Source organism: Pseudoalteromonas sp. Ld20 (assembly GCF_045064175.1).
Classification (GTDB): Bacteria; Pseudomonadota; Gammaproteobacteria; order Enterobacterales; family Alteromonadaceae; genus Pseudoalteromonas; species Pseudoalteromonas neustonica.
The window spans coordinates 462231-483069 of record NZ_JBISHB010000030.1 but is presented as its reverse complement, the minus strand read 5'-3'; the positions used below and the strand labels follow the sequence as shown (position 1 = coordinate 483069).

Below are 20839 nucleotides of genomic sequence, written 5' to 3'. Positions count from 1 at the left end.
GTAAGTTGTGGAGTTGGGGCTACTTAATAAAACCCGCTTGGGCAAGTAAATTCATCGAAATATCTGAACCGGCAGGTTGTTCTGCCCCTTTGATCAAGCGCTCTAAATAACGAGCAATTTGGTCAACTTCTAAATTCACTTGGGTGCCAATTTTAAAATCAGCAATGGTTGTTTGTTCACTCGTATGCGGCACGATAGTCAGTTTAAATTTGTTATCTTCTATCGCATTAACCGTTAGGCTAATACCATCAATACATACCGAGCCTTTATACGGGATATACTTCATCAGTTGCGCATCGGTGCTTAACCAATATTCAACAGCGCGCGCATTGGGCGTAATAGCTGTAATAGTCGCAATACCATCAACGTGCCCAGAGACTAAGTGCCCCCCTAAACGAGATACAGGTTGCATGGCTTTTTCAAGGTTAACCGTTTGCCCTTGTTTATAATGAGCAAACCCGGTTAAGCTTATCGTTTCGTTTGACAAGTCAGCACTAAAACCATCACTGTGCTTTGCTACAACCGTTAAACATACGCCGTTGGTTGCAATACTGTCACCTAAATTCACATCGGCCATATCAAGGTTGCTACTTTGAATGCGAATGGCTAAATCACCTTGTTTTTGTTCTAATTTACTAATTGTGCCTGTTGCTTCTATTATACCAGTAAACATAAGGTTGCTCTTCAATAGTAGGTTAAGGCGCTGTATTTAAACACCGCGCAGCTGTGATACGAATATCATCACCAATTAGTGCACATTCGCTAATTGTTAAGTTGTCCACATCTTGCATATTTGTCTGTTCTGCAAAATTTAATAAACTTTTGGCATCGTTACCTAACAATTTAGGTGCGAAATAAATAATGTATTCATCAATAAGCCCCTGCTCTGTCATTTTTCCCGCAAGGGTTGCACCGGCCTCTAACCAAATATGATTAAATTGGCGTTGTGCTAAAAGCTTGAGAGCGGCCAGTAAATCAACCTTATTATTTTGTTTTGGCACTACAATATGGCTTACGTAATGAGGCCATTGCTTTGATTTATCAAGCTCAGTGGTAAGAATAATTATCTCACTTTCTATACTAAACAAAGCCAGTTCAGGAGTTAAACGATTTTGTGAATCAATAATAATTCTTACTGGCTGACGCAAAGGTAACTCTGTGGGTAATGATTCTGGCAATTCATCAATACGAACATTAAGCTTGGCGTCATCAACTAAAACGGTATCTGCCCCCGTTAAAATAGCGCAGCTTTGTGCACGATAAAGTTGCACATCTTGACGAGCTTTAGAGCCCGTAATCCATTTACTTTGACCATTTTTAAGGGCCGTTTTACCATCAAGACTTGCCGCCATTTTACAGGTAATAAATGGCATGCCTTGTTCCATACGCTTTAAAAAGCCACGGTTTAATAGTTTAGCTTGTTGCTCTAATAGCCCTGATGCAACCTCAATTCCTGCATCAGCTAAAATTGCGAGACCTTTACCTGCCACTTGCGGATTTGGATCAACCATCGCGGCAATCACTTTTATCACGCCCGCGGCTTTTAGGCCTTCGGCACACGGAGGTGTGCGACCAAAATGACTACAAGGCTCAAGTGTGACATACGCAGTGGCACCTTTGGCTTGGCTACCTGCCATTGCTAACGCATTGACTTCAGCATGACCTTGCCCAGCTAATTGATGAAAGCCTTCACCAATAATCTGACCACCTTTAACTAGCACACAGCCAACATTAGGATTTGGTGTTGTTGTAAAGCGTCCTTGCTTGGCAAGTTCAATAGCCCGTGCCATAAATTGATGATCTTGCTCTGTGAATAATACGTTTTGACTCATTTTACTCCCCTAAACGGGCGATTTCTTCACCAAATTCACGGATATCTTCAAACGAACGATACACAGAAGCAAAACGTACATAGGCGACTTTATCGAGTTTTTTAAGCGCTTCCATAATACACTCACCAATTAAGTGGCTGGATATCTCACGCTCACCCGTTGCTCGTAGTTGAGATTTGATAATATTGACAACTTCGTCAACCTGCTCAGTACTAACGGGACGTTTTTCTAATGCGCGGTGTAGACCATTGAGAAGTTTATCTTCGTTGAAAGGTTCGCGACTGCCATCTTGTTTAATTACCCGAGGCATCACAAGTTCAGCGCCTTCAAAGGTGGTAAAGCGTTCATGACACTCATTGCATTCACGGCGTCGTCTAACTTGGTGGCCACCACCAACTAAACGCGAGTCAATTACTTTGGTATCTTTTGCGGTGCAAAATGGGCAATGCATAGGTATCAGCTTCCATTAAAAACAAAAAAGGCCGCTTTAAGGCGGCCTTTATAATAGCAAAAAACGTCGCTATTGTGATCTAAATTACAGTGGGCTTAATAATTAAGCGTAAACAGGTAATTTTTTACAGATTGCTTTAACTTTTTCTTTAACTTGTGCTTGTACAGACTCATCAGTGATGTTGTCTAGCACGTCACAGATCCAGCCCGCTAGCTCTTTAGATTCAGCTTCTTTAAAACCACGGCGTGTGATTGCAGGTGAACCAATACGCAGACCAGAGGTAACAAATGGTGAACGTGGATCGTTTGGTACTGAGTTTTTGTTCACTGTAATATTCGCATTACCCAGAGCTGCATCTGCATCTTTACCAGTGATGTCTTTATTGATTAAATCAAGTAAGAACAAGTGATTTTCTGTTTTATCAGACACGATTTTGTAGCCGCGCTCTTGCATTACTGCAACCATTGCTTGGGCATTTTTAACAACTTGAGTTTGGTATACTTTAAACTCTGGTTGTAGTGCTTCTTTAAATGCCACTGCTTTTGCAGCAATAACATGACATAAAGGACCACCTTGGCCGCCTGGGAAAACAGCGCTATTAAGCTTTTTATAAATAGCTTCGTCGCCACAGGCTGAAATAATCAAACCGCCACGTGGACCTGCTAATGTTTTATGCGTAGTAGTAGTTACAACGTGTGCATGTGGTACTGGGCTTGGGTAAACGCCTGCAGCAATAAGACCAGCAACGTGAGCCATATCTACGAACAAGTAAGCGCCTACTTTATCAGCGATTTCACGGAATTTAGCCCAATCAACAATACCTGAGTATGCTGAGAAACCACCGATGATCATTTTTGGTTTATGCTCAAGTGCTAGCGCTTCAACTTGTGCGTAATCAATTTCGCCCGTTGCTTCGTCAAGTCCGTATTGGATTGCATTATAAAGCTTACCAGAGAAGCTCACATGTGAACCATGCGTTAAGTGACCACCATGAGCTAAGCTCATACCAAGTACCGTATCGCCAGCATCTAATAGCGCTAAAAATACAGCGGCATTTGCTTGTGAGCCAGCATGAGGCTGAACGTTTGCGTATTCAGAACCAAACAATTCATTTGCACGGTCAATCGCTAGTTGCTCAACCACGTCAACGTGCTCACAACCACCGTAATAACGCTTGCCCGGATAACCTTCAGCATATTTATTTGTTAACTGTGAACCCTGCGCTTCTAGTACGCGTGGGCTACAGTAGTTTTCAGATGCGATAAGCTCAATGTGTTCTTCTTGACGAGCAGTCTCTTTGTTGATTGCGTCAAATAACTCTGGATCAAAATCCGAAATATTCATGCTACGTTCTAACATGGGGGCTCCTAGGGCAACGTGTATGGTGTTTTTAAAGGCAATATTGTACGCTGAAAACGTCAATTTGACTACGATGTAAAGATGAACATATTTAAACAGGGATTGAATTTAATTCACAGTGTTTTTGTAATGATATTTTTTTATAGAAACATAAATAATATTAATAAATAAAACAACTAAATATTTGTATTTTTAATGTGTTAATTTATTGCATTTGTTTCTATTTACACTACTATTGTACGAAATGTAATCATGGATGATCATAGGCTTATTATGTTAGCTAAACCTATTTACGAATTTATTCCCTACTGCTATTTTATTTTTGGTGGGTTTTGCATTCTTTTCTCGACTACCCTATTGCCGACGGCTATCGGCATTGCTTTGTTCTTAAATGGCGCAAACATTTGGCGTCTGCGATCTAATGCGCGCCGTATAGATCATAAAGTAAACCGAAAAAAAGTAAGAAAACACTATTATTATTATGAATTTAAGCCCTTCATTCTGTTGCTTACTGGTCTAATTCTAGTTAGTCGGGTACCCAATCAACTCGTTACACTTGCTGGCGCGATGATCTGTTTGATTGGCATTTTAATTTTATGTTTACGTATTTTAAATCGTCGTTCACGGTCCATGGTTTAAATTTAAATATTTTTACAATAAAAAAGCGATATACGTAATGTATTATCGCTTTTTTGTTTTAACTTTATCTAATTATAAAAATTAGCCTAATTTAGCTAATAAAATATCGCGAAGCACACTGTAGTCATCTGCAATATCTTCAGCCAAACATGGCTTAGCTAATGCATCCGCTAATGGTTTTGGCATATCGAGCTCTATATTTAAAATCTCTTCTACGCTATCTTTAAACTTAGCTGGATGCGCTGTAGCTAAGAACACCCCTGCCGCTCCTTGTGCTAAATTAGCTTTAAGTCCCTGATAAGCTATTGCTGTGTGAGGCTCTGCAACATAGCCCGTTTGTTGAATTTTTTTCATCACTGTTTGTGTATTGCTTTCATCAACGCTGGTTGAATAAAAGTCATCATAACTAAACCAATTATTATCTAACATGGTTTGCACTCGTGGCCAGTTATTAGGTTTGCTCACGTCCATTGCGTTTGAAAGTGATTCTATCGTCGCATTAGGTGCCCAGTTTTTATCATGGATAAAGCGCGGTACAGTATCATTCTGATTCGTTGTTGCACTGAGTTTAGCGACAGGCAAACCAATAACAGCACCGATCATTGCCGCACACACGTTACCAAAATTACCACTTGGCACAGAGATATGCGCGTTAGCACGTTTTTCTTTCGGTAATTGTGCAATTGCTTCAAAGTAGTAACAAACTTGTGCAACTAAACGGCTGATATTAATTGAATTAGCCGAGTTTAAACCTAGTCGAGATTTAATTTCATCATCTAAAAATGCATTTTTTACCATCGCTTGGCAATCATCAAAACTACCATCAACTGCATAACAATGAATGTTATTCCCCAATGTAGTGAACAGTTTTTGCTGCGCTAGAGAAATTTTCCCTTTTGGATAAAGGATCACCACATCAATATTTGGTTTATTATAAAACGCATGAGCAACAGCTGCACCTGTGTCACCAGAGGTTGCTGTTAGTATTGTAGTTTTTTCACCTTGGCTAAATTGTGCTAAGCACTCAGCCATAAAGCGGCCACCAAAGTCTTTAAAGGCAAGTGTTGGACCGTGGAACAATTCCAAACAATAAATATTTTCTTCTACTTCAACCAGTTTTACCGGAAAGTTAAACGCATTTTGCACCATTTGCGCAACAGTATCTGCGGGCAACTCATCGCCAATTAAATGCGATAAAATTTTACTACTACGACTAACAAAGTCCATATCAAGTAAAGCATCAATGTCCGCCAGTGGCGCTAGGGATTCAGGAAAGAATACGCCTTGGTTTCGGCCTAAACCTGTTTTAACTGCATCAACAAACGACACTTTTTGTGAATCATCTTTTAAATTATGTAATTGCATTATTTATTCCTTAAATTCTTATAACTGACGCGTGCCGGCGTTATCAAGCTTACAAATGTGGCAAAAGCCTTGTTCATTGATATAATTTTGTTCAAGCCACTGTGCGCATTGCTGTGCAGCTTCAAGCGTTTTACACACGGTAAATAAAGTAGGGCCTGCACCAGAAATACTGACTATTTCAGCACCTAGCTCCGGCAGTGCCGCTTTCGCTTCACTAAACCCGGTAATAAGCGGTGCGCGATATGGTTCTGCTATTTCATCACTCATAATTGATAACGCGTTATCAAAACGACCGGTTAACAACAATGTACTAAACGCTGATAAGCGCTGTGCAAATTCAACACTGGCATGCATGCTTAGCTGCCTTGGTAGTACTGAACGCGCTTTTGCGGTATTAAGCGAAAAACCAGGAAAAGCGGCTACGTAGTACCAGTTTTTATCTACCGGTAAGCTAATCGACTTATCTGGGATCAAATCACCCGTCAACTGTAAACCACCTAAGTAACAAGGTGTGATGTTATCGTAATGACGACCACCACTTACAATAGCTTCAAAATCAGCCATTAATTCAATCAGCTCTACTTGGCTAAGCGCAGTGCCTGCAAATTGATCAAGTGCCGCAAAGGTCGCTACGACTGAGCACGCACTAGAACCGAGCCCTGAACCAATCGGTAAATTCTTTTTAAGCTCTAATTTTACGCATGGCATACTTGGCGCAACATGTGTACGAAAATGCACTAAACACTGATACGCTAAGTTTTCATTAGCGTCACTTGGCAATTTATGTGCATACTCGCCCGAGCAAATAAACCCATCTCTTGTTGCAGGACTTACTGCAACAATGTCGCCTAATAATGTGCCATCAATAGGCGCAAGTGCAGCGCCCAATGAATCAAAACCAACGGCAAAATTCCCAATAGACGCTGGAGCATATACTTCAATCATTGTCCCCTCCTAGCGCGATAACGTTTTTAAGATATCAGCAAATACACCCGCAGCAGTCACTGCAGATCCTGCACCATAACCACGAATTACAAATGGACGTGGTTGGTAATATTCACTCAAGATTGCTAAGGCATTTTCACCATCACGAATAACTGCCAATGCATGTTTTGTATCAACCGCTTCAATACCTACTTTGCAGTGACCCGCATTGATTGTGCCCACATAACGCAATACTTTACCTTCACTGGCTGCACTTTGAATGCGATCACTAAATGCGGCATCTAAACTCGGTAGTTTAGCCATAAACTCTGCAACATCATCACCTTGTGCAAAACCAACAGGCAGGACCGATTCAACTTCAATATCACTAAGCTCTAACTTCATACCAGCCTCACGGGCAATGATCAGTAATTTACGCGCAACATCTGTTCCCGATAAATCATCTCTAGGGTCTGGCTCAGTAAAACCACTCTCTTTTGCTTTAATGGTTGCTTCAGATAACGATAAACCATCTTGCAAGGCACCGAATATATAAGACAATGAACCAGATAAAATACCACTGAACTCAAGCAACTCATCGCCTGCACCAAACAGCGATTGTAAGTTATCTATTACCGGAAGCCCTGCTCCTACATTTGTTTCGTATAAAAACTTACGGTTATTCTTTTGGGTTGCTGCAATCAGGTCTTGGTAATAAGCATATGAACTCGTTGTCGCTTTTTTATTTGCAGCCACAACGTGAAAACCCGCATTTAAAAAGTCAACGTATTGCGCAGCCAGTGCATCTGATGAGGTGCAATCAACTAATACTGGGTTGATTAAATGGTTTTGCCTAACAAATTGCTCAACCAGTTTTAAATCAAAAGCTTGTTCAGATGCGGCTAATTTTTGCTGCCAATCATCAAAAGCAATACCTTCGCCATCTAGGTGTAATTGACGAGAGTTAGCAACACCGTATAGATTTAACTTAATATTGCGCTTTTCCAGCCACGTTTGCTGGCGCTCTAATTGCTTTATAAGTTCTTGACCAACTAAGCCGCAGCCTAATAAAAACACGTCAATTGATGGGATATGAGTAAAGAAATTTTCGTGACACACTTTTACAGCATCATTACACAGTTCACCGTCGATCACCGCGGAAATAGCACTTTCAGTTGAATCTTGTGCAATAGCAACAATATTCACTTGCGCTTGAGCAAGCGATGCAAAAAACTTAGCGGCCAAGCCTTTATGAGCACGCATATTATCACCCACTAACGTAACAATGGCTAAGTTACGTTGTACTTGCACAGGCTCAATAAGCCCTGCTTGTGATTCAAGCTCAAACGCTGTTTGCAGTGCATCAAGCGCTAATGGTAAGTCCGATTCATGGACACAAAAGCTAATACTAAATTCACATGACGACTGAGTAATAAGTACAATCGATACATTATCATGAGCAAGGGCATTAAATACTTTTGATGCCATGCCTACCTTACCTTTCATGCCAGGGCCTGAAACTGTTAGCATCGCAAGGTTTTGTAAACTGGATAACGCTTTAACTGGCTCCGATGATACATTATCGTTACTGATCAATGAGCCTTGCGCCTCTGGGTTATGAGTATTTTTAATTTCACATGGCACGCCCGCTTTAGCACACGGTAAAATTGTTTTAGGATGAAGAACTTTGGCACCAAAGTAAGAAAGCTCCATCGCTTCTTTATATGATAAAAAATCAACCTTAGTGGCTTTTTTGATATAACGAGGATCTGCACTGTATACGCCGTCCACGTCAGTCCAGATTTGGCAAACTTCTGCTTCTAAACACGCTGCTGCAATTGCGGCTGAATAATCAGAACCATTGCGCCCGAGTGTAGTTAACTGACCTTGTTCATTGCTAGCTGTAAAACCCGGCATAATATAAATAGTTGCAGGGCTCACTTTTAAAGCCGCTTGGAAGCGAATTTTGCTCGCTACTAAATCAGCTTCCGCATCAATGTGGCCATTGGTTGATGCGATGCAATCAGTTGCTTCAAGGTAACGAGCGTTGTGCGAGCTTAGCAAACACTGCATCAGTGCCACACTCACGCGCTCACCAAAACTAATAATATAAGCACGAACCTGATCAGGACAGCATTGGATTAATTTGACACCAGCAAGTTTATTTTTCAGCTCATCTAAATCAGGCCAATTTTGTACTTGCCCACATTCAGCTTCAACAGCTACTTTTAAGCTGTCACAACGAGACGCGAGTGCATCCCACTGTTCGCTATAATCAAATCCCTGTTCAGCGCTACTTGCAAGTGCGACTAACGAATCAGTCATTCCACCTGGCGCTGAAAGTACCAATAACATTTCATCTTTTAACTGTGCTTTAACTAACTGAGCTACCTGCTGTAAACATGCCAAGTCGGCAAGTGATGACCCGCCAAATTTTAATACTCGCATTTTTATGTTCCTCATCCCATAAAACGAAAAAAGGCCTGTGTTCGTTGTGAACACAGGCCTTTAAATTTGTTGCACCGACCTATGCCACTATCCAGTAAGAATGGTGGTTGTAATAATAATGGTCAGTACGTTTGTATTTATTTTCATAGCCTTTAGACTGCCTTAAACAAGGCTATTCTGTCAACCCCACATTAAAAGATAAATTATGCCATTTGGTTATAAAGAGCTCTAATGAATGCCAAATTTATGCAATATTTCATTAAGCCTTACTTTATCTATTGGCTTATTTATAAAATCGATAGCCCCTAAATTAGCGACTCGCTGTTTCATTTCAGCCTGAATATCCGCAGATATAACGAGAACAAAACATTCAATACTGCTTTGTTTAATGCACTCAAGCACCTGAACACCGTCAACTTCTGGCATAGTTAAATCAAGACACAATAAATCAAAGCTATGAATTTGCATTAATTCCAATGCCTCTCGGCCATTTTTTGCCTGCATAATATTTGCGCTTAGGCATTCATTTATACATCGCACGACTTGTTTACGTGCTACTGTTGAATCATCACATACTAATACAGAGAAATTCATACTATTAACTACTAGCTCACATGGTTATAAATGACGGGTGGGTTCTCAGTAACTAAGAAACATTACTCTAACAGCAATATAGTGATTTTATAACACAATCATTCCTGTGAAATAAACATAAGTTTTTGCTAAAAAAAGAAAAATGAATAAATTTGTTGAGGAAAAGTAGATTATTTTATTTATTTTTAGGCGTTTATTAGCTAACTTTACAGATGAATGTACTCGCTGCTTGGGTATTAAATGATGAATAAAGGAGCTATGGGAAATCCATGCTACAAAAAAGCCTATCTAAAAAGCTGCTAACAAGCGTTTTATCCGTCTATTTTTTGCTGACTTTTGTTGTCACATGCGGACAAGTAATTGCTGAATATGTAAATACTAAAGATTACATTCGTGATGAACTGACTACGCTACAAAAAACATTTAGTCGCAGTTTAACGCGTGCTATCTGGGAGCTAAACACTAAACAAACAATCACCACAGCCGAAGGTTTACTCGCTATTCCTATGATTGAAGGCATTATAGTGCGTGACGATAGCGGCGAGATTATTTCTCAATTAGGTCGTTCTCTTGATATCCGAGAATTATACAGCCAGCAGCTGGTTCAAGAAGAAGCAATTATTGAAGACACCCCATCCGGTTTATTTGGGTACACTTTCCCATTAATTTTTGAGTTTTCAGGCCGAGCCACGCAAGTAGGCGACGTGACTTTATTTTCCAGCCGCGAAGTTGTATTTAGCCGTATTATGCTGTCAATTTATTTTCTAATTGGCAACGCAATGATCAAAACAACCTTTTTGATCATCTTGTTTTTAATGGCATTTAGAAAATTGCTTACCGAACCACTTGCGCAATTGACAGAGCAAATTGAAGACCTTGAACTCAACGATCTTGAAGGCCAACATATTGAAATAGAAACAACAGAACACAATGAACTAAAAGTAATGGAGCAATCATTTAATAAACTCATTGATAAAGTTGTGCAGTATCGCCAAGAACTCGAGCATACACAAAAAGAACTCATTCTAAGTAACGAAAAACTTGATCAGCAAAATCTACAACTTGAACAAGAAGTTGCACGTAAAACTTCAAACCTGAGTCAAGCAATGATGGATTTACAGCAGCAAAAATATGAACTCGAAAAGCAAAAGTTAACACTTACCGAAGAAATTGATCTACGTCGTCATACCGAGCATGAGTTACTTACCAAACAAACAGAATTACAGCGTTATGTAGATGAACTAAATATGGCTCAGGAGCGCCTAGTAGGCTCTGAAAAAATGGCCGCGCTAGGTGGTTTAGTTGCCGGGATCACGCATGATATCAATACACCAGTGGGGATTGGTGTAACCGCCACGTCTTTTTTACAAGAACGGTTATTACAAATCGAAAATGCATATAAAAATAAAACCCTCTCGCCAAAAGCACTTGAAGAGTTCATTAATGATGCCAAGCAAAGCACCAGTTTATTAACCACTAATTTAGATCGCGCATCTGAATTAGTGGCTAGTTTTAAACAAATCGCGGTGGATCAAGCCAGTGAAGCTGTTAGGACGATTAATTTTAAAGAGTATTTAGGTGAAGTGATCCGCTCTTTGCATCCTAAAATTAAAAATACCACGCATCATATTAATTTAGATTGCCCAGAAAGCTTGACCTTGAATTTACCCGCAGGCGCGATCAGCCAAATTTTTACAAACTTAATAATGAACTCCCTGATCCATGGGTTTGAAGGCATTACAAATGGCGTTATTAATATTGATATTAAAGATGATGACGATAATGTAATTATCAACTTTAACGATAACGGCAATGGCGTTACAGAACAGCAACTCGAAAAACTTTTCGACCCTTTCTTTACAACAAAACGTGAACAAGGTGGCAGCGGCTTAGGTACCCACATTACATTTAATTTAGTAAAACAGACTCTCAGTGGTGAAATTGATGCAACAAGCTCACCGGGTAATGGCTTAAGCTATGTGATCAGTTTCCCCAAAAACATGCCAAAGCCACTGTCAATTTTTAGTAATTAGATTAGGGCGTGTTGACCTTTTGTGATTAATTTTACACCAGTATGTTTGGTATTTAGGCTAGGCAGCGCCTATGCTGTGTGGTTGTTCCTTATAAATAGGCGATAACGACGCAGTATAAATTCCAAACATGCGCTGCCCAAAGGGTTCTTCCTAGAGGCGATTAACTCTTTGTTACCTAAATGGATGTAGGTAAAGGAAATGAGCAAACGAGGAAGCTTTGCTCTATTTTACTTAGCCCGTTAAACCTCATACTGAGATTAAATCGCCTGTAGATTGAACATATTTCAATCCTAAAAAGTCAACTGGCCTCAGTTAAAACCCTTTTAAGTTACTTCTTCTTATATTTAGCTAATGCTTTGCTCAATTGCTAAGCATTAGCTAAATCAGTCATTTCGACATCCGATTTTTATTGCTATGATTGAACAAATTTACCAATTGGATCAATCAACCTATGTGGTTTAGTAACCTTATTTGTTATCGCTTTAAACAAGACGTTTCGTATACTCAAGAAGACTTTGACAAAGCGTTAGAGCAGGACCTATTTCGCCCTTGCGGTAGCCAAGATTTAAGCACATTTGGCTGGACCAAAGCCTTTGGTAAGCACGGGGATACCCTTTCTCACTTTTCGCAAAAAAGTATTTTAGTCTGCGCTAAGCGTGAAGAAAAAGTACTTCCGGCCGCTGTGATCAACGATATGGTTGCAGAAAAAATTGAGCTGATCGAAGCTGAAGAAAATCGCCCAGTTAAGAAAAAAGAGAAAGATGAGCTCAAAGAAAATATCCTGCATAGCTTATTGCCGCAAGCATTTAAAAAATCGAGCTTACAGTTTGCCTTTATCGACCAAGAAAATGGTTGGGTAGTCGTTAACAGCGGCAGTTTCAATAAAGCTGAAGAGCTATTAGCATTACTTCGCAAGTCTCTGGGTACATTACCTGTCGTCCCTGCTTTTGCTAACTATGACTTAGATGTGTTTTTAACTGACTGGCTAACCAACTTTAGTACGCCTGAGGGCTTTGCAATTGGCTCAGACGCCGAGTTAGAAGAAGCTGATGACAGTGGTGCACAAGTTAAACTTAAAGGCCACGACCTTGCATGTGATGAAGTAAAATCACACTTAGAAAGTGGTAAGCGTGTCACTAAGCTTGCGCTTGATTGGCAAGAACGTCTTAAATTCATGTTACAAAATGACGGTTCAATTAAACGCTTAAGCTACTCAGATACACTCAAAGAAGAAAATGCTGATATACCAAAAGAAGATATGTTAGTAAAACTAGACGCTGATTTTATTCTTGCTTCAGAAGAAATTAAATTACTACTAGAAGAACTAACACAAGGTTTAGGCGACGTTGAAGACTTAGCCTAGAGTTTGATTTTCAAAAAAAGCGCCGAGGCGCTTTTTTCGTAATAATTAACTAAATACAGATTTCACATCATCAAGCATTTTATAATAGTCATCACTTGAGAAAATATCAGTTGATGAAATAACACCTTTATCAATATACATTTGTAAAGCAGCTGATTTATCAGACACTTGTAAAATCCCTTCCATGATCGCACCAATGCGAATAAAATCTACATAGCTTATGTTTTCAGGTCGATAATTAGGATTTGCCCAACTTTCTGACACTTCAACAAATTCATCTGTAAAATCCCATGCGCGCATAATAGCACCACCGACTTTACCACTGAGTTTTTGGATTGCATGAGCTAAAAAACTCGGATTAGCAAATACTTCAGGGTGACGCTCAGCTTCTGTTAAAATAGGCAATACACCAATATTATAAACTAATGACGCTAATGTAATCGTATCGCGATTTAATGACGTTTGCTTATTCTCTTTAAGAAAAAACTCCATTAGCGTAATTGAATGACATGCAACTTTTAAGGTTTTTTGCCATGCTTTATCCATGTAACCTTTTATTAATTCATTGTTTGAAACAAACAGTTGTTCCATTGCCATTGCTGTCGCAATATTTTTAATTTGTCTTAAACCAATGCGAGTAACGGCCTGATTGATATTAGAAACCTTAACCGAACGCCCCATAAACGCACTATTTGCAACCTTTATCATCCGCGCAGCCAAAGCGGGATCATGAGATATTACATCAGCCATTTGCGCTAAATTTACATCCGGATTATCTGCAGCTTGACGAACACGTACAGCAATCTCTGGCAAAGTTGGTAAAACCAAGGTGTCATTATTTATTCGATCGACCAAAATGGTCAGTAGTGCGTTTTCTGTTGACATAGATGTGCCATCCTTCTGTATTGGTTTTTAATATATCTAAACCATGGAATGTTTGTTTATTATAGATACAGTATTGTCTAACTTGCCGCTAAAGTTAAGAAAAAACAAAGAAATTATCTTAATTTATTTATTCTAGCGGTTTTACTCTTTCAGAAGTAACGGCGAATGATTCGGTAAGCTTGCTATTTACGCTCAAGGTTTGCTTTAATGCTGACATAACAAGTAAGCGTTAGTCTCCTTTTAGCAGAGACAAAAATTAAACACACTTTTAATGGGCAACATAATGACTCTCAATAAAATTAGCCAAGCACTTATTCTCGCCAGTAGCGTTTTTATTGGTGCATGTTCTGAGCAAGCAACAACCACACAAACAGCAGAAAAAACTAAAACAACACATGCTGATGTAACACAGTTAGTTAACGCTGAGGAAAATCGCTTAGATATCTACACTGATTTCACGCTTACCACAGACTTATCTCACCTTAGTACAAATCAACAAGCCATGGTAGCAAAGCTAATTGATGCATCTAAAATTATGGATGACCTTTTTTGGCGCCAAGCCTTTGGTGAAGATAAAGCCGTATTTTTAGCTAAAATAAACGACCCAAAAGTACAAAAATTTGCTGATATAAACTATGGCCCATGGGATCGTTTAAATGGTGACCAAGTATTTCTATCTGGCTATGAAGAAAAGAGTGCTGGTGCACAGTTTTACCCAGCCGATATGACCAAAGAAGAGCTTAATAACTCAAGCGTTACAGACAAAAATGGCCTGTACTCAATCATTAAACGTGATGAAAATGGCAAGCTATACAGCGTCGCTTACTCTATTGAGTATGCACAAGCACTTGAAAAAACAGCGTCTTTATTACGTGAAGCAAGTAAACTTGCAGATGACAAAGAATTTGCAAACTACCTCAACTTACGTGCGGATGCCCTTTTAAATGATGAATACCAAGCATCAGATTTTGCTTGGATGGACATGAAGAATAACCCGATTGATGTCGTTATCGGCCCAATTGAAACCTACGAAGACCAATTATTTGGCTCTCGCGCAGCGTTTGAGTCTTACGTATTAGTTAAAGATTTAGCATGGTCTGAGCGTCTAGCAAAATTTGCCGCATTTTTACCTGAGTTACAAAAAGATTTACCCGTTGATGCTAAATACAAGCAAGAAGTACCCGGCTCTGACGCGGACTTAAATGCCTACGACGTTGTTTACTACGCAGGCCACTCCAATGCGGGCAGTAAAACAATTGCTATCAATTTACCAAATGACGAACAAGTGCAACTAGAAAAAGGCACGCGTCGCCTGCAACTTAAAAATGCAATGCGTGCAAAATTCGACAAAATCTTAGTACCAATTGCACAGCAACTCATTGTGCCTGAGCAGCGTAAACACATTACTTTTGATGCATTTTTTGCTAATACAATGTTCCATGAAGTAGCACATGGTTTGGGCATAAAAAACACCATCACAAATAAAGGCACTGTACGCCAATCATTGCAAGAACACGCCAGCGCATTAGAAGAAGGTAAAGCCGATATACTAGGTTTGTATATGGTTGAACAGTTACTTAAAAAAGGCGAAATCACTGAAGGGACTTTAGAAGATTATTACACAACCTTTATGGCTGGCATCTTCCGCTCAGTACGCTTTGGTGCATCAAGCGCTCACGGTAAAGCCAATATGATCCGTTTTAACTTTTTCGCCCAAGAAGGTGCATTTTCTAAAAACGAGCAAGGTCTTTATAGCGTAAACATGGAAAAAATGGGCCTGGCGATGGCCAAATTATCTAGCTTAATTTTAACTCTGCAAGGTGATGGTGATTACCAAAAAGTGGACCAGCTAATTGCGACCCACGGTGATATCAAAACTGAGCTTGCTAAAGACTTAGAAAAACTCAGCCAAGCAAATATCCCGGTAGATGTAACCTTTAAACAAGGTAAAGCTGTATTAGGGTTAAACTAAACCTAGGCTTTGTAAATATAAAACCGCTGCGGCGGTTTTATATTTAACCAGAACTCAAGTTGCGTTGTTACACATACTTAAAATAAAGCATGCTGATAGTTAACACTGTGATTAACAAATAAGGGTGATCCGATACTGCTTTTCTCGCTGGCATACCTTTGGGTGAGTAATTTCTGATAAATACTGTTTACCCTGTTTTGAAATAAAAACGAAAGGCACTTTCAGCCAACGCGGTGAACCTAGTTGTTGCCAAATAGCTGGTTCAAACGTTTCTACTAACTGATAATATTTATACTTAGCAACAAGCATTACCATCATTAAAACAACCAAAATAACAAGCAACACTAAAACACCTAAAAGTGCTCTTTTAAGAGTGTAATTTGCGCATCACTATAAGGCACAGCTGAAAACTTCCCCCACACAGGCGCAGGCCACGCAACGTCTGTTTTAAAACGTGCAATGTGGTGGATATGTAGCTGTGGCACCATATTACCAAGCGCTGCAACGTTAAGTTTATCTGGATTAAATATGCTTTGAAGTAAGCGACTAAGTTTCGCTGATTCTTTCATCAGCAGAATTTGATCATCATCACTCAAATCGATACTTTCTTTTAAACCAGCCTGACGAGGCACTAAAATAAACCATGGGTATTGGCTGTCGTTCATTAGCAACACTTTGCACAATGGCCAATCAGCAACCTCTATACAATCGCGCACAAACTCTGGGGCCAAAGAAAATTCAACCGTCATTTTTATTCCTTTTAAATTAAACACAGTGCATTTTCGCTACTTTATAGCATTTAGTTGCAGTTGCCCACGCTTGGCTTTACCATCATTGCAGTTTTTATTCGAGCGAAGGTAAATACGTGTTAAAAAAAATTAAACACCTCTCATACTTGCTACCTCTAGTAGCAACAGCCATTACAGTCCAGGCCGAACCACTGACGTTAGAACGTGTCTTTGATGACCCTAGTTTAGCGGGCAAAGCGCCCGTACAACTTAAATTCTCGCCTGACGGCAGTCGCGTTACTTACTTGCAAGGTAAGGTAGATGACTACAACCGTTACGATTTATGGGAATACAATTTAAAAGATAAATCTAATCGTGTATTAGTTGACTCTGCACAGTTATTTTCAGGCCCAGAAAACCTCTCTGATGAAGAAAAAGCACGCCGTGAACGTCAACGTATTTTTGGCAAAGGTATATTAGAATATAAATGGTCTAAAGATGGTAAAGCGCTGCTTTTCCCACTCAATGGTGATTTGTATTACTATGATTTAGCCTCAGCAAAAAGCCGCAAATTAACCGATACCGATACATTTGAAACGGACGCACGCTTTTCGCCTAAAGGTAATTTTGTATCCTTTATTCGTGAACAAAACTTGTATGCGTTAAATCTTACATCAGGTAAAGAAATTCAGCTTAGCAAAGATGGCGGCGGCGTAATCAAAAACGGCATGGCTGAGTTTGTTGCGCAAGAAGAAATGAGCCGTATGACGGGTTACTGGTGGTCGGGTGATGAATCTAAAATTGCCTTTACTCGCATTGACGAAAGCCCAGTAAAAGAAGCGATCCGTAACGAAATTTACGCAGAAGAAGTTAAGTTGTTTAACCAACGCTACCCATTTACAGGGACTAACAACGTTAAAATCCAATTGGGCGTCGTATCCCTCAATGATCAAGCCGTTGATTGGATTGATTTAGGCAAAGACGAAGATATTTATATCGCCCGTGCTAATTGGCTAAAAGATGATAAAACTCTTGCTTACCAATGGCAAAATCGTTCTCAGCAAAAACTAGAACTGCGTTTTTATAACAGCGAGACCAAGAATCAAAAAGTTGCATTGACCGAGACCAGTGATACCTGGATCAACCTGCATTTTGACCTGCAATTCTTAAACGATAAAAAACATTTTGTATGGGCATCAGAGCGTAACGGCTTTAAACATTTATACTTGTACCGTACCAACGGTAAATTAGTTCGTCAAATTACAGATGGCGAATGGGTTGTAGATGGACTAAAAGGGGTTGATGAGAAAAAAGGTGTCGTGTATTTTGCAGGCAGAAAAGACACGCCGCTTGAAAGTCATTTATACAGCGTACCATTATTTAAAAAAGGTAATATTAAACGTATCACTGAACAAGGTGCATACCATAAAGTTGTACTGGCAAAAGACAACAAAACCTTTATTGATAATAGCTCGTCTGTAAATAAACCAAACTCTGCTGCATTGCGTAAAGTAAACGGTGAGTTTATTACGTGGCTTGAAGAAAATAAGCTTGATAAAAACCACCCTCTTACACCTTACCTAGCTGACCTTGCTGAGCCAGAATACGGCACATTAAAAGCTGAAGATGGCCAAATAATGCATTATCGCTTATTCAAACCAAGTGATCTTAGCAATGGCAAAAAACACCCTGTTATTGTTAATGTGTACGGCGGTCCCCATGCACAGCGTGTTACTAATAGCTGGCGCAGTAAAAACCTGTATTTCCAATATATGGCGCAACAAGGCTATGTCATTTTTCAATTAGACAACCGAGGCTCGTACAATCGAGGTAAAAAGTTTGAAGACGCTATTTATAAAAACTTGGGTGTTGTAGAAGTGGCAGACCAAATTAAAGGCGTTGAATTTTTACGAACGCTTGATTATGTAGACCCACAACGTATTGGTATTTATGGTCACAGCTACGGCGGCTACATGGCGCTAATGACCATGTTTAAAGCCGGTGATTACTTTCAAGCAGGTGTATCGGGCGCGCCAGTAACTGATTGGGCATTATATGATACTCACTATACTGAGCGTTATTTAGGCCACCCAAACACTAATGCAAAAGGCTACACGGACAGCGCTGTATTCCCATATTCAGATGGCTTAAAAGGTCCATTAATGATTTATCACGGTATGGCTGATGACAACGTGCTGTTTACGCATGCAACAAAGTTATTTAAGCAATTACAAGATAACGAAAAGCAGTTTGAAATGATGACCTACCCAGGCTCAAAACACAGCCTTCGTGGTAAAAATGTGCAAACACATTTGCACCAAACCATTACCAGCTTCTTTAATCGTCATTTTGATGTTAAATAAAACGTATTAGTAATTTAATAACTAAAGGCTGATTGCAAAATCAGCCTTTTTTATGTTTAATAATAAACGCTATAAAACCCTTGATTCGATTAAGAAAAGAATACCTTAACTAGATTTCTACTCTTTTTTTACTACGCTTAATAGTACTCGCAATAATTGCGGCCTAACTAAGGAAGTACTATGTCGTATCTACGTCGCTTTACAATTTTTCAGCGTTTGGCTATGCTTGTCGGTGTCGTAGTCGTTGGGTTAATACTATTAAGTGTCACCAGCCTCGCTCAGCAATATAGTTCGCTCAAAACTGAGCAATATATAAAAACTAAAAATCTAGTCGAGACTGCCCATAGTATTATTGTGCATTATCACTCATTGCAGCTCAATAACTCTCTGAGCGAATCTCAAGCACAAGCTAGAGCACTAGAAACCATTGCAGCTATGCGTTATGACGACAGTAACTACTACTGGATTAATGACTTTCAACCAGCGATGGTTATGCACCCAATAAAACCACAGTTAAACGGTAAATCGCTATCTGAAACAAAAGATCCTGATGGTACGCGTCTGTTTGTTGAAATGGTTAATATTGTAAAACAACATGACAGTGGCTATGTCCCTTACAAATGGCCCAAACCAGGTAAAGATAAACCCGTTGATAAAATTGCTTATGTAAAAGGCTTTACGCCTTGGCAATGGATTATTGGATCGGGTGTGTATATCGATACAATTGATGAGTCGTTCGCTTCATTAAAAAGCCTAATGATTATTAATGCCAGCATCATTATTATATTGTTAATTAGTTTAAGTTATTTTATTGGTCGCAGCATTTTACGTCCTACGCAGCTTGCAGCCGATATGATGAAAGACATATCTCAAGGTGAAGGCGACTTAACCCAAACACTGGATGAAAGTGGCAATGATGAAGTATCACGCCTATCTCGTTACTTCAACTTGTATACAAAAAAAATGCGCGAGTCACTCAAGCAAGTCGCTCATAATGCAAATGAAGTAAACCAGCATGCTCACACCGTAGACGATGCCAGTAAAACAAACCACTCATTTATAGAGTTACAAAACGATAGCTCAACCCAAGTTGCTACTGCAATGGAGCAAATGACCCACCAAATACATGATGTAAGCCGTAATGCGGAAGCTGCCGAGCAAGCAGCATCACAAGCCGCAAGCAACGCATCTGACGGTAAAAATGTGGTTGCTAAAACAATCCAAGCCATCGAAACTTTATCCAAAAACATTGAAACGGTCAGCCAAGTAACTGCTGATTTAGCGCAAGAAACTAACAATATTGGCTCTGTACTTGATGTGATCAGAGGAATTGCTGAACAAACCAATTTACTTGCCTTAAATGCAGCAATTGAAGCAGCTCGCGCAGGAGAGCAAGGTCGTGGCTTTGCGGTGGTTGCCGATGAAGTTCGTACTCTCGCTAGCCGCACAGGTAAAAGTACCGATGAGATTCAGGCTATGATAGCCAAACTGCAAACAGGCGCACAAGCGGCTGTTGATGCCGTGACCGCAAGTCGGCAGTTATCAACAAATACAGTGCAGCAAGCAGAAACAGCCAACATATCGCTAAGTGAGATTGAGCGTTTAGTATCAGTGATCACCGATATGAACGGCCAGATCGCTCGTGCTACTGAGCAACAATCAAGTGCTGCAGATGAGGTGAATTTACGCATTGGTGAATTATCGCAATCAACTGAACAATCTCTAGCTAACACATCGCAACTCTCTGGCGCGAGTGATAACTTAAAGCGCAGCAGTCAAGCTCTTACCGAGGTCGTTAACCGATTTAAACTTGATTAGTTCTAGGCTCTTATATGGACTCCCTCTAAATAAATAGACACAAAAAAGCCCCGTTACATTATCAA

Annotated in this window: 17 protein-coding genes; 6 read left to right on the top strand and 11 right to left on the bottom strand. The window is 39.7% G+C overall.

Annotated features, from left to right (window positions below; translation table 11 throughout):
* Positions 1-19: 19 nt before the first annotated feature.
* The 4 genes from ACJJVX_RS07920 to glyA form a co-directional block, all read right to left on the bottom strand.
* On the bottom strand, positions 20-673 hold the full coding sequence (locus tag ACJJVX_RS07920) for a riboflavin synthase (protein WP_054206154.1): 654 nt from the start codon (positions 671-673) through the stop codon (positions 20-22).
* 22 nt (positions 674-695) lie between these two features.
* Positions 696-1832 carry a bifunctional diaminohydroxyphosphoribosylaminopyrimidine deaminase/5-amino-6-(5-phosphoribosylamino)uracil reductase RibD gene (ribD, locus tag ACJJVX_RS07915; RefSeq protein ID WP_054206155.1) on the bottom strand — a complete coding sequence of 379 codons (1137 nt, stop codon included), beginning with the start codon at positions 1830-1832 and terminating at the stop codon, positions 696-698.
* 1 nt (position 1833) lies between these two features.
* Complete coding sequence (gene nrdR, locus ACJJVX_RS07910) at positions 1834-2283, bottom strand: transcriptional regulator NrdR (protein WP_016708083.1); 450 nt, start codon at positions 2281-2283, stop codon at positions 1834-1836.
* Between the two features lie 102 nt (positions 2284-2385).
* Positions 2386-3642: a serine hydroxymethyltransferase gene (gene glyA / locus ACJJVX_RS07905; RefSeq protein WP_054206156.1), complete on the bottom strand. Its 1257-nt coding sequence runs from the start codon at positions 3640-3642 to the stop codon at positions 2386-2388.
* A 273-nt stretch (positions 3643-3915) separates the two neighbouring features.
* Between glyA and ACJJVX_RS07900 the strand changes: the two genes are divergently transcribed.
* Positions 3916-4281: a hypothetical protein gene (locus ACJJVX_RS07900; protein WP_405630920.1), complete on the top strand. Its 366-nt coding sequence runs from the start codon at positions 3916-3918 to the stop codon at positions 4279-4281.
* Between the two features lie 81 nt (positions 4282-4362).
* Here ACJJVX_RS07900 and thrC read toward each other — a convergent pair whose 3' ends face one another.
* From thrC to ACJJVX_RS07880, 4 genes are all read right to left on the bottom strand, one after another.
* On the bottom strand, positions 4363-5646 hold the full coding sequence (gene thrC, locus ACJJVX_RS07895; protein WP_054206157.1) for a threonine synthase: 1284 nt from the start codon (positions 5644-5646) through the stop codon (positions 4363-4365).
* 18 nt (positions 5647-5664) lie between these two features.
* Entirely contained in the window at positions 5665-6591 is a 927-nt protein-coding gene (thrB, locus tag ACJJVX_RS07890; RefSeq protein WP_405630917.1) for a homoserine kinase, read from the bottom strand.
* 9 nt (positions 6592-6600) lie between these two features.
* Positions 6601-9018, bottom strand: a complete 2418-nt coding sequence (gene thrA / locus ACJJVX_RS07885; protein ID WP_342883901.1) for a bifunctional aspartate kinase/homoserine dehydrogenase I — start codon at positions 9016-9018, stop codon at positions 6601-6603.
* A gap of 228 nt (positions 9019-9246) precedes the next feature.
* Positions 9247-9612, bottom strand: coding sequence for a response regulator (locus tag ACJJVX_RS07880; protein WP_054206160.1), 366 nt, complete (start codon positions 9610-9612; stop codon positions 9247-9249).
* Positions 9613-9881: 269 nt separating this feature from the next.
* Here ACJJVX_RS07880 and ACJJVX_RS07875 point away from each other — a divergent pair, with 269 nt between their 5' ends.
* On the top strand, positions 9882-11645 hold the full coding sequence (locus ACJJVX_RS07875; protein WP_054206161.1) for a HAMP domain-containing sensor histidine kinase: 1764 nt from the start codon (positions 9882-9884) through the stop codon (positions 11643-11645).
* Positions 11646-12096: 451 nt separating this feature from the next.
* Positions 12097-13008, top strand: coding sequence for a recombination-associated protein RdgC (gene rdgC, locus ACJJVX_RS07870; protein WP_054206162.1), 912 nt, complete (start codon positions 12097-12099; stop codon positions 13006-13008).
* A 45-nt stretch (positions 13009-13053) separates the two neighbouring features.
* Here the strand turns inward: rdgC and ACJJVX_RS07865 are convergent, their stop codons facing one another.
* On the bottom strand, positions 13054-13893 hold the full coding sequence (locus ACJJVX_RS07865; RefSeq protein ID WP_054206163.1) for an HDOD domain-containing protein: 840 nt from the start codon (positions 13891-13893) through the stop codon (positions 13054-13056).
* Between the two features lie 283 nt (positions 13894-14176).
* Between ACJJVX_RS07865 and ACJJVX_RS07860 the strand changes: the two genes are divergently transcribed.
* A complete protein-coding gene (locus ACJJVX_RS07860) occupies positions 14177-15865 on the top strand; it encodes a dipeptidyl-peptidase 3 family protein (RefSeq protein WP_054455243.1) in 1689 nt (562 codons plus the stop codon).
* A gap of 111 nt (positions 15866-15976) precedes the next feature.
* Here the strand turns inward: ACJJVX_RS07860 and ACJJVX_RS07855 are convergent, their stop codons facing one another.
* Both ACJJVX_RS07855 and ACJJVX_RS07850 read right to left on the bottom strand, forming a co-directional pair.
* Positions 15977-16210, bottom strand: a complete 234-nt coding sequence (locus ACJJVX_RS07855; protein ID WP_054206165.1) for a hypothetical protein — start codon at positions 16208-16210, stop codon at positions 15977-15979.
* 8 nt (positions 16211-16218) lie between these two features.
* Complete coding sequence (locus ACJJVX_RS07850) at positions 16219-16614, bottom strand: HIT domain-containing protein (RefSeq protein WP_054455245.1); 396 nt, start codon at positions 16612-16614, stop codon at positions 16219-16221.
* A 116-nt stretch (positions 16615-16730) separates the two neighbouring features.
* Between ACJJVX_RS07850 and ACJJVX_RS07845 the strand changes: the two genes are divergently transcribed.
* Positions 16731-18956, top strand: coding sequence for a S9 family peptidase (locus tag ACJJVX_RS07845; RefSeq protein ID WP_169326799.1), 2226 nt, complete (start codon positions 16731-16733; stop codon positions 18954-18956).
* 180 nt (positions 18957-19136) lie between these two features.
* Positions 19137-20774 (top strand): methyl-accepting chemotaxis protein, encoded by a 1638-nt coding sequence (locus tag ACJJVX_RS07840; RefSeq protein ID WP_054206168.1) that lies wholly within the window; start codon positions 19137-19139, stop codon positions 20772-20774.
* Positions 20775-20839 lie beyond the last annotated feature (65 nt).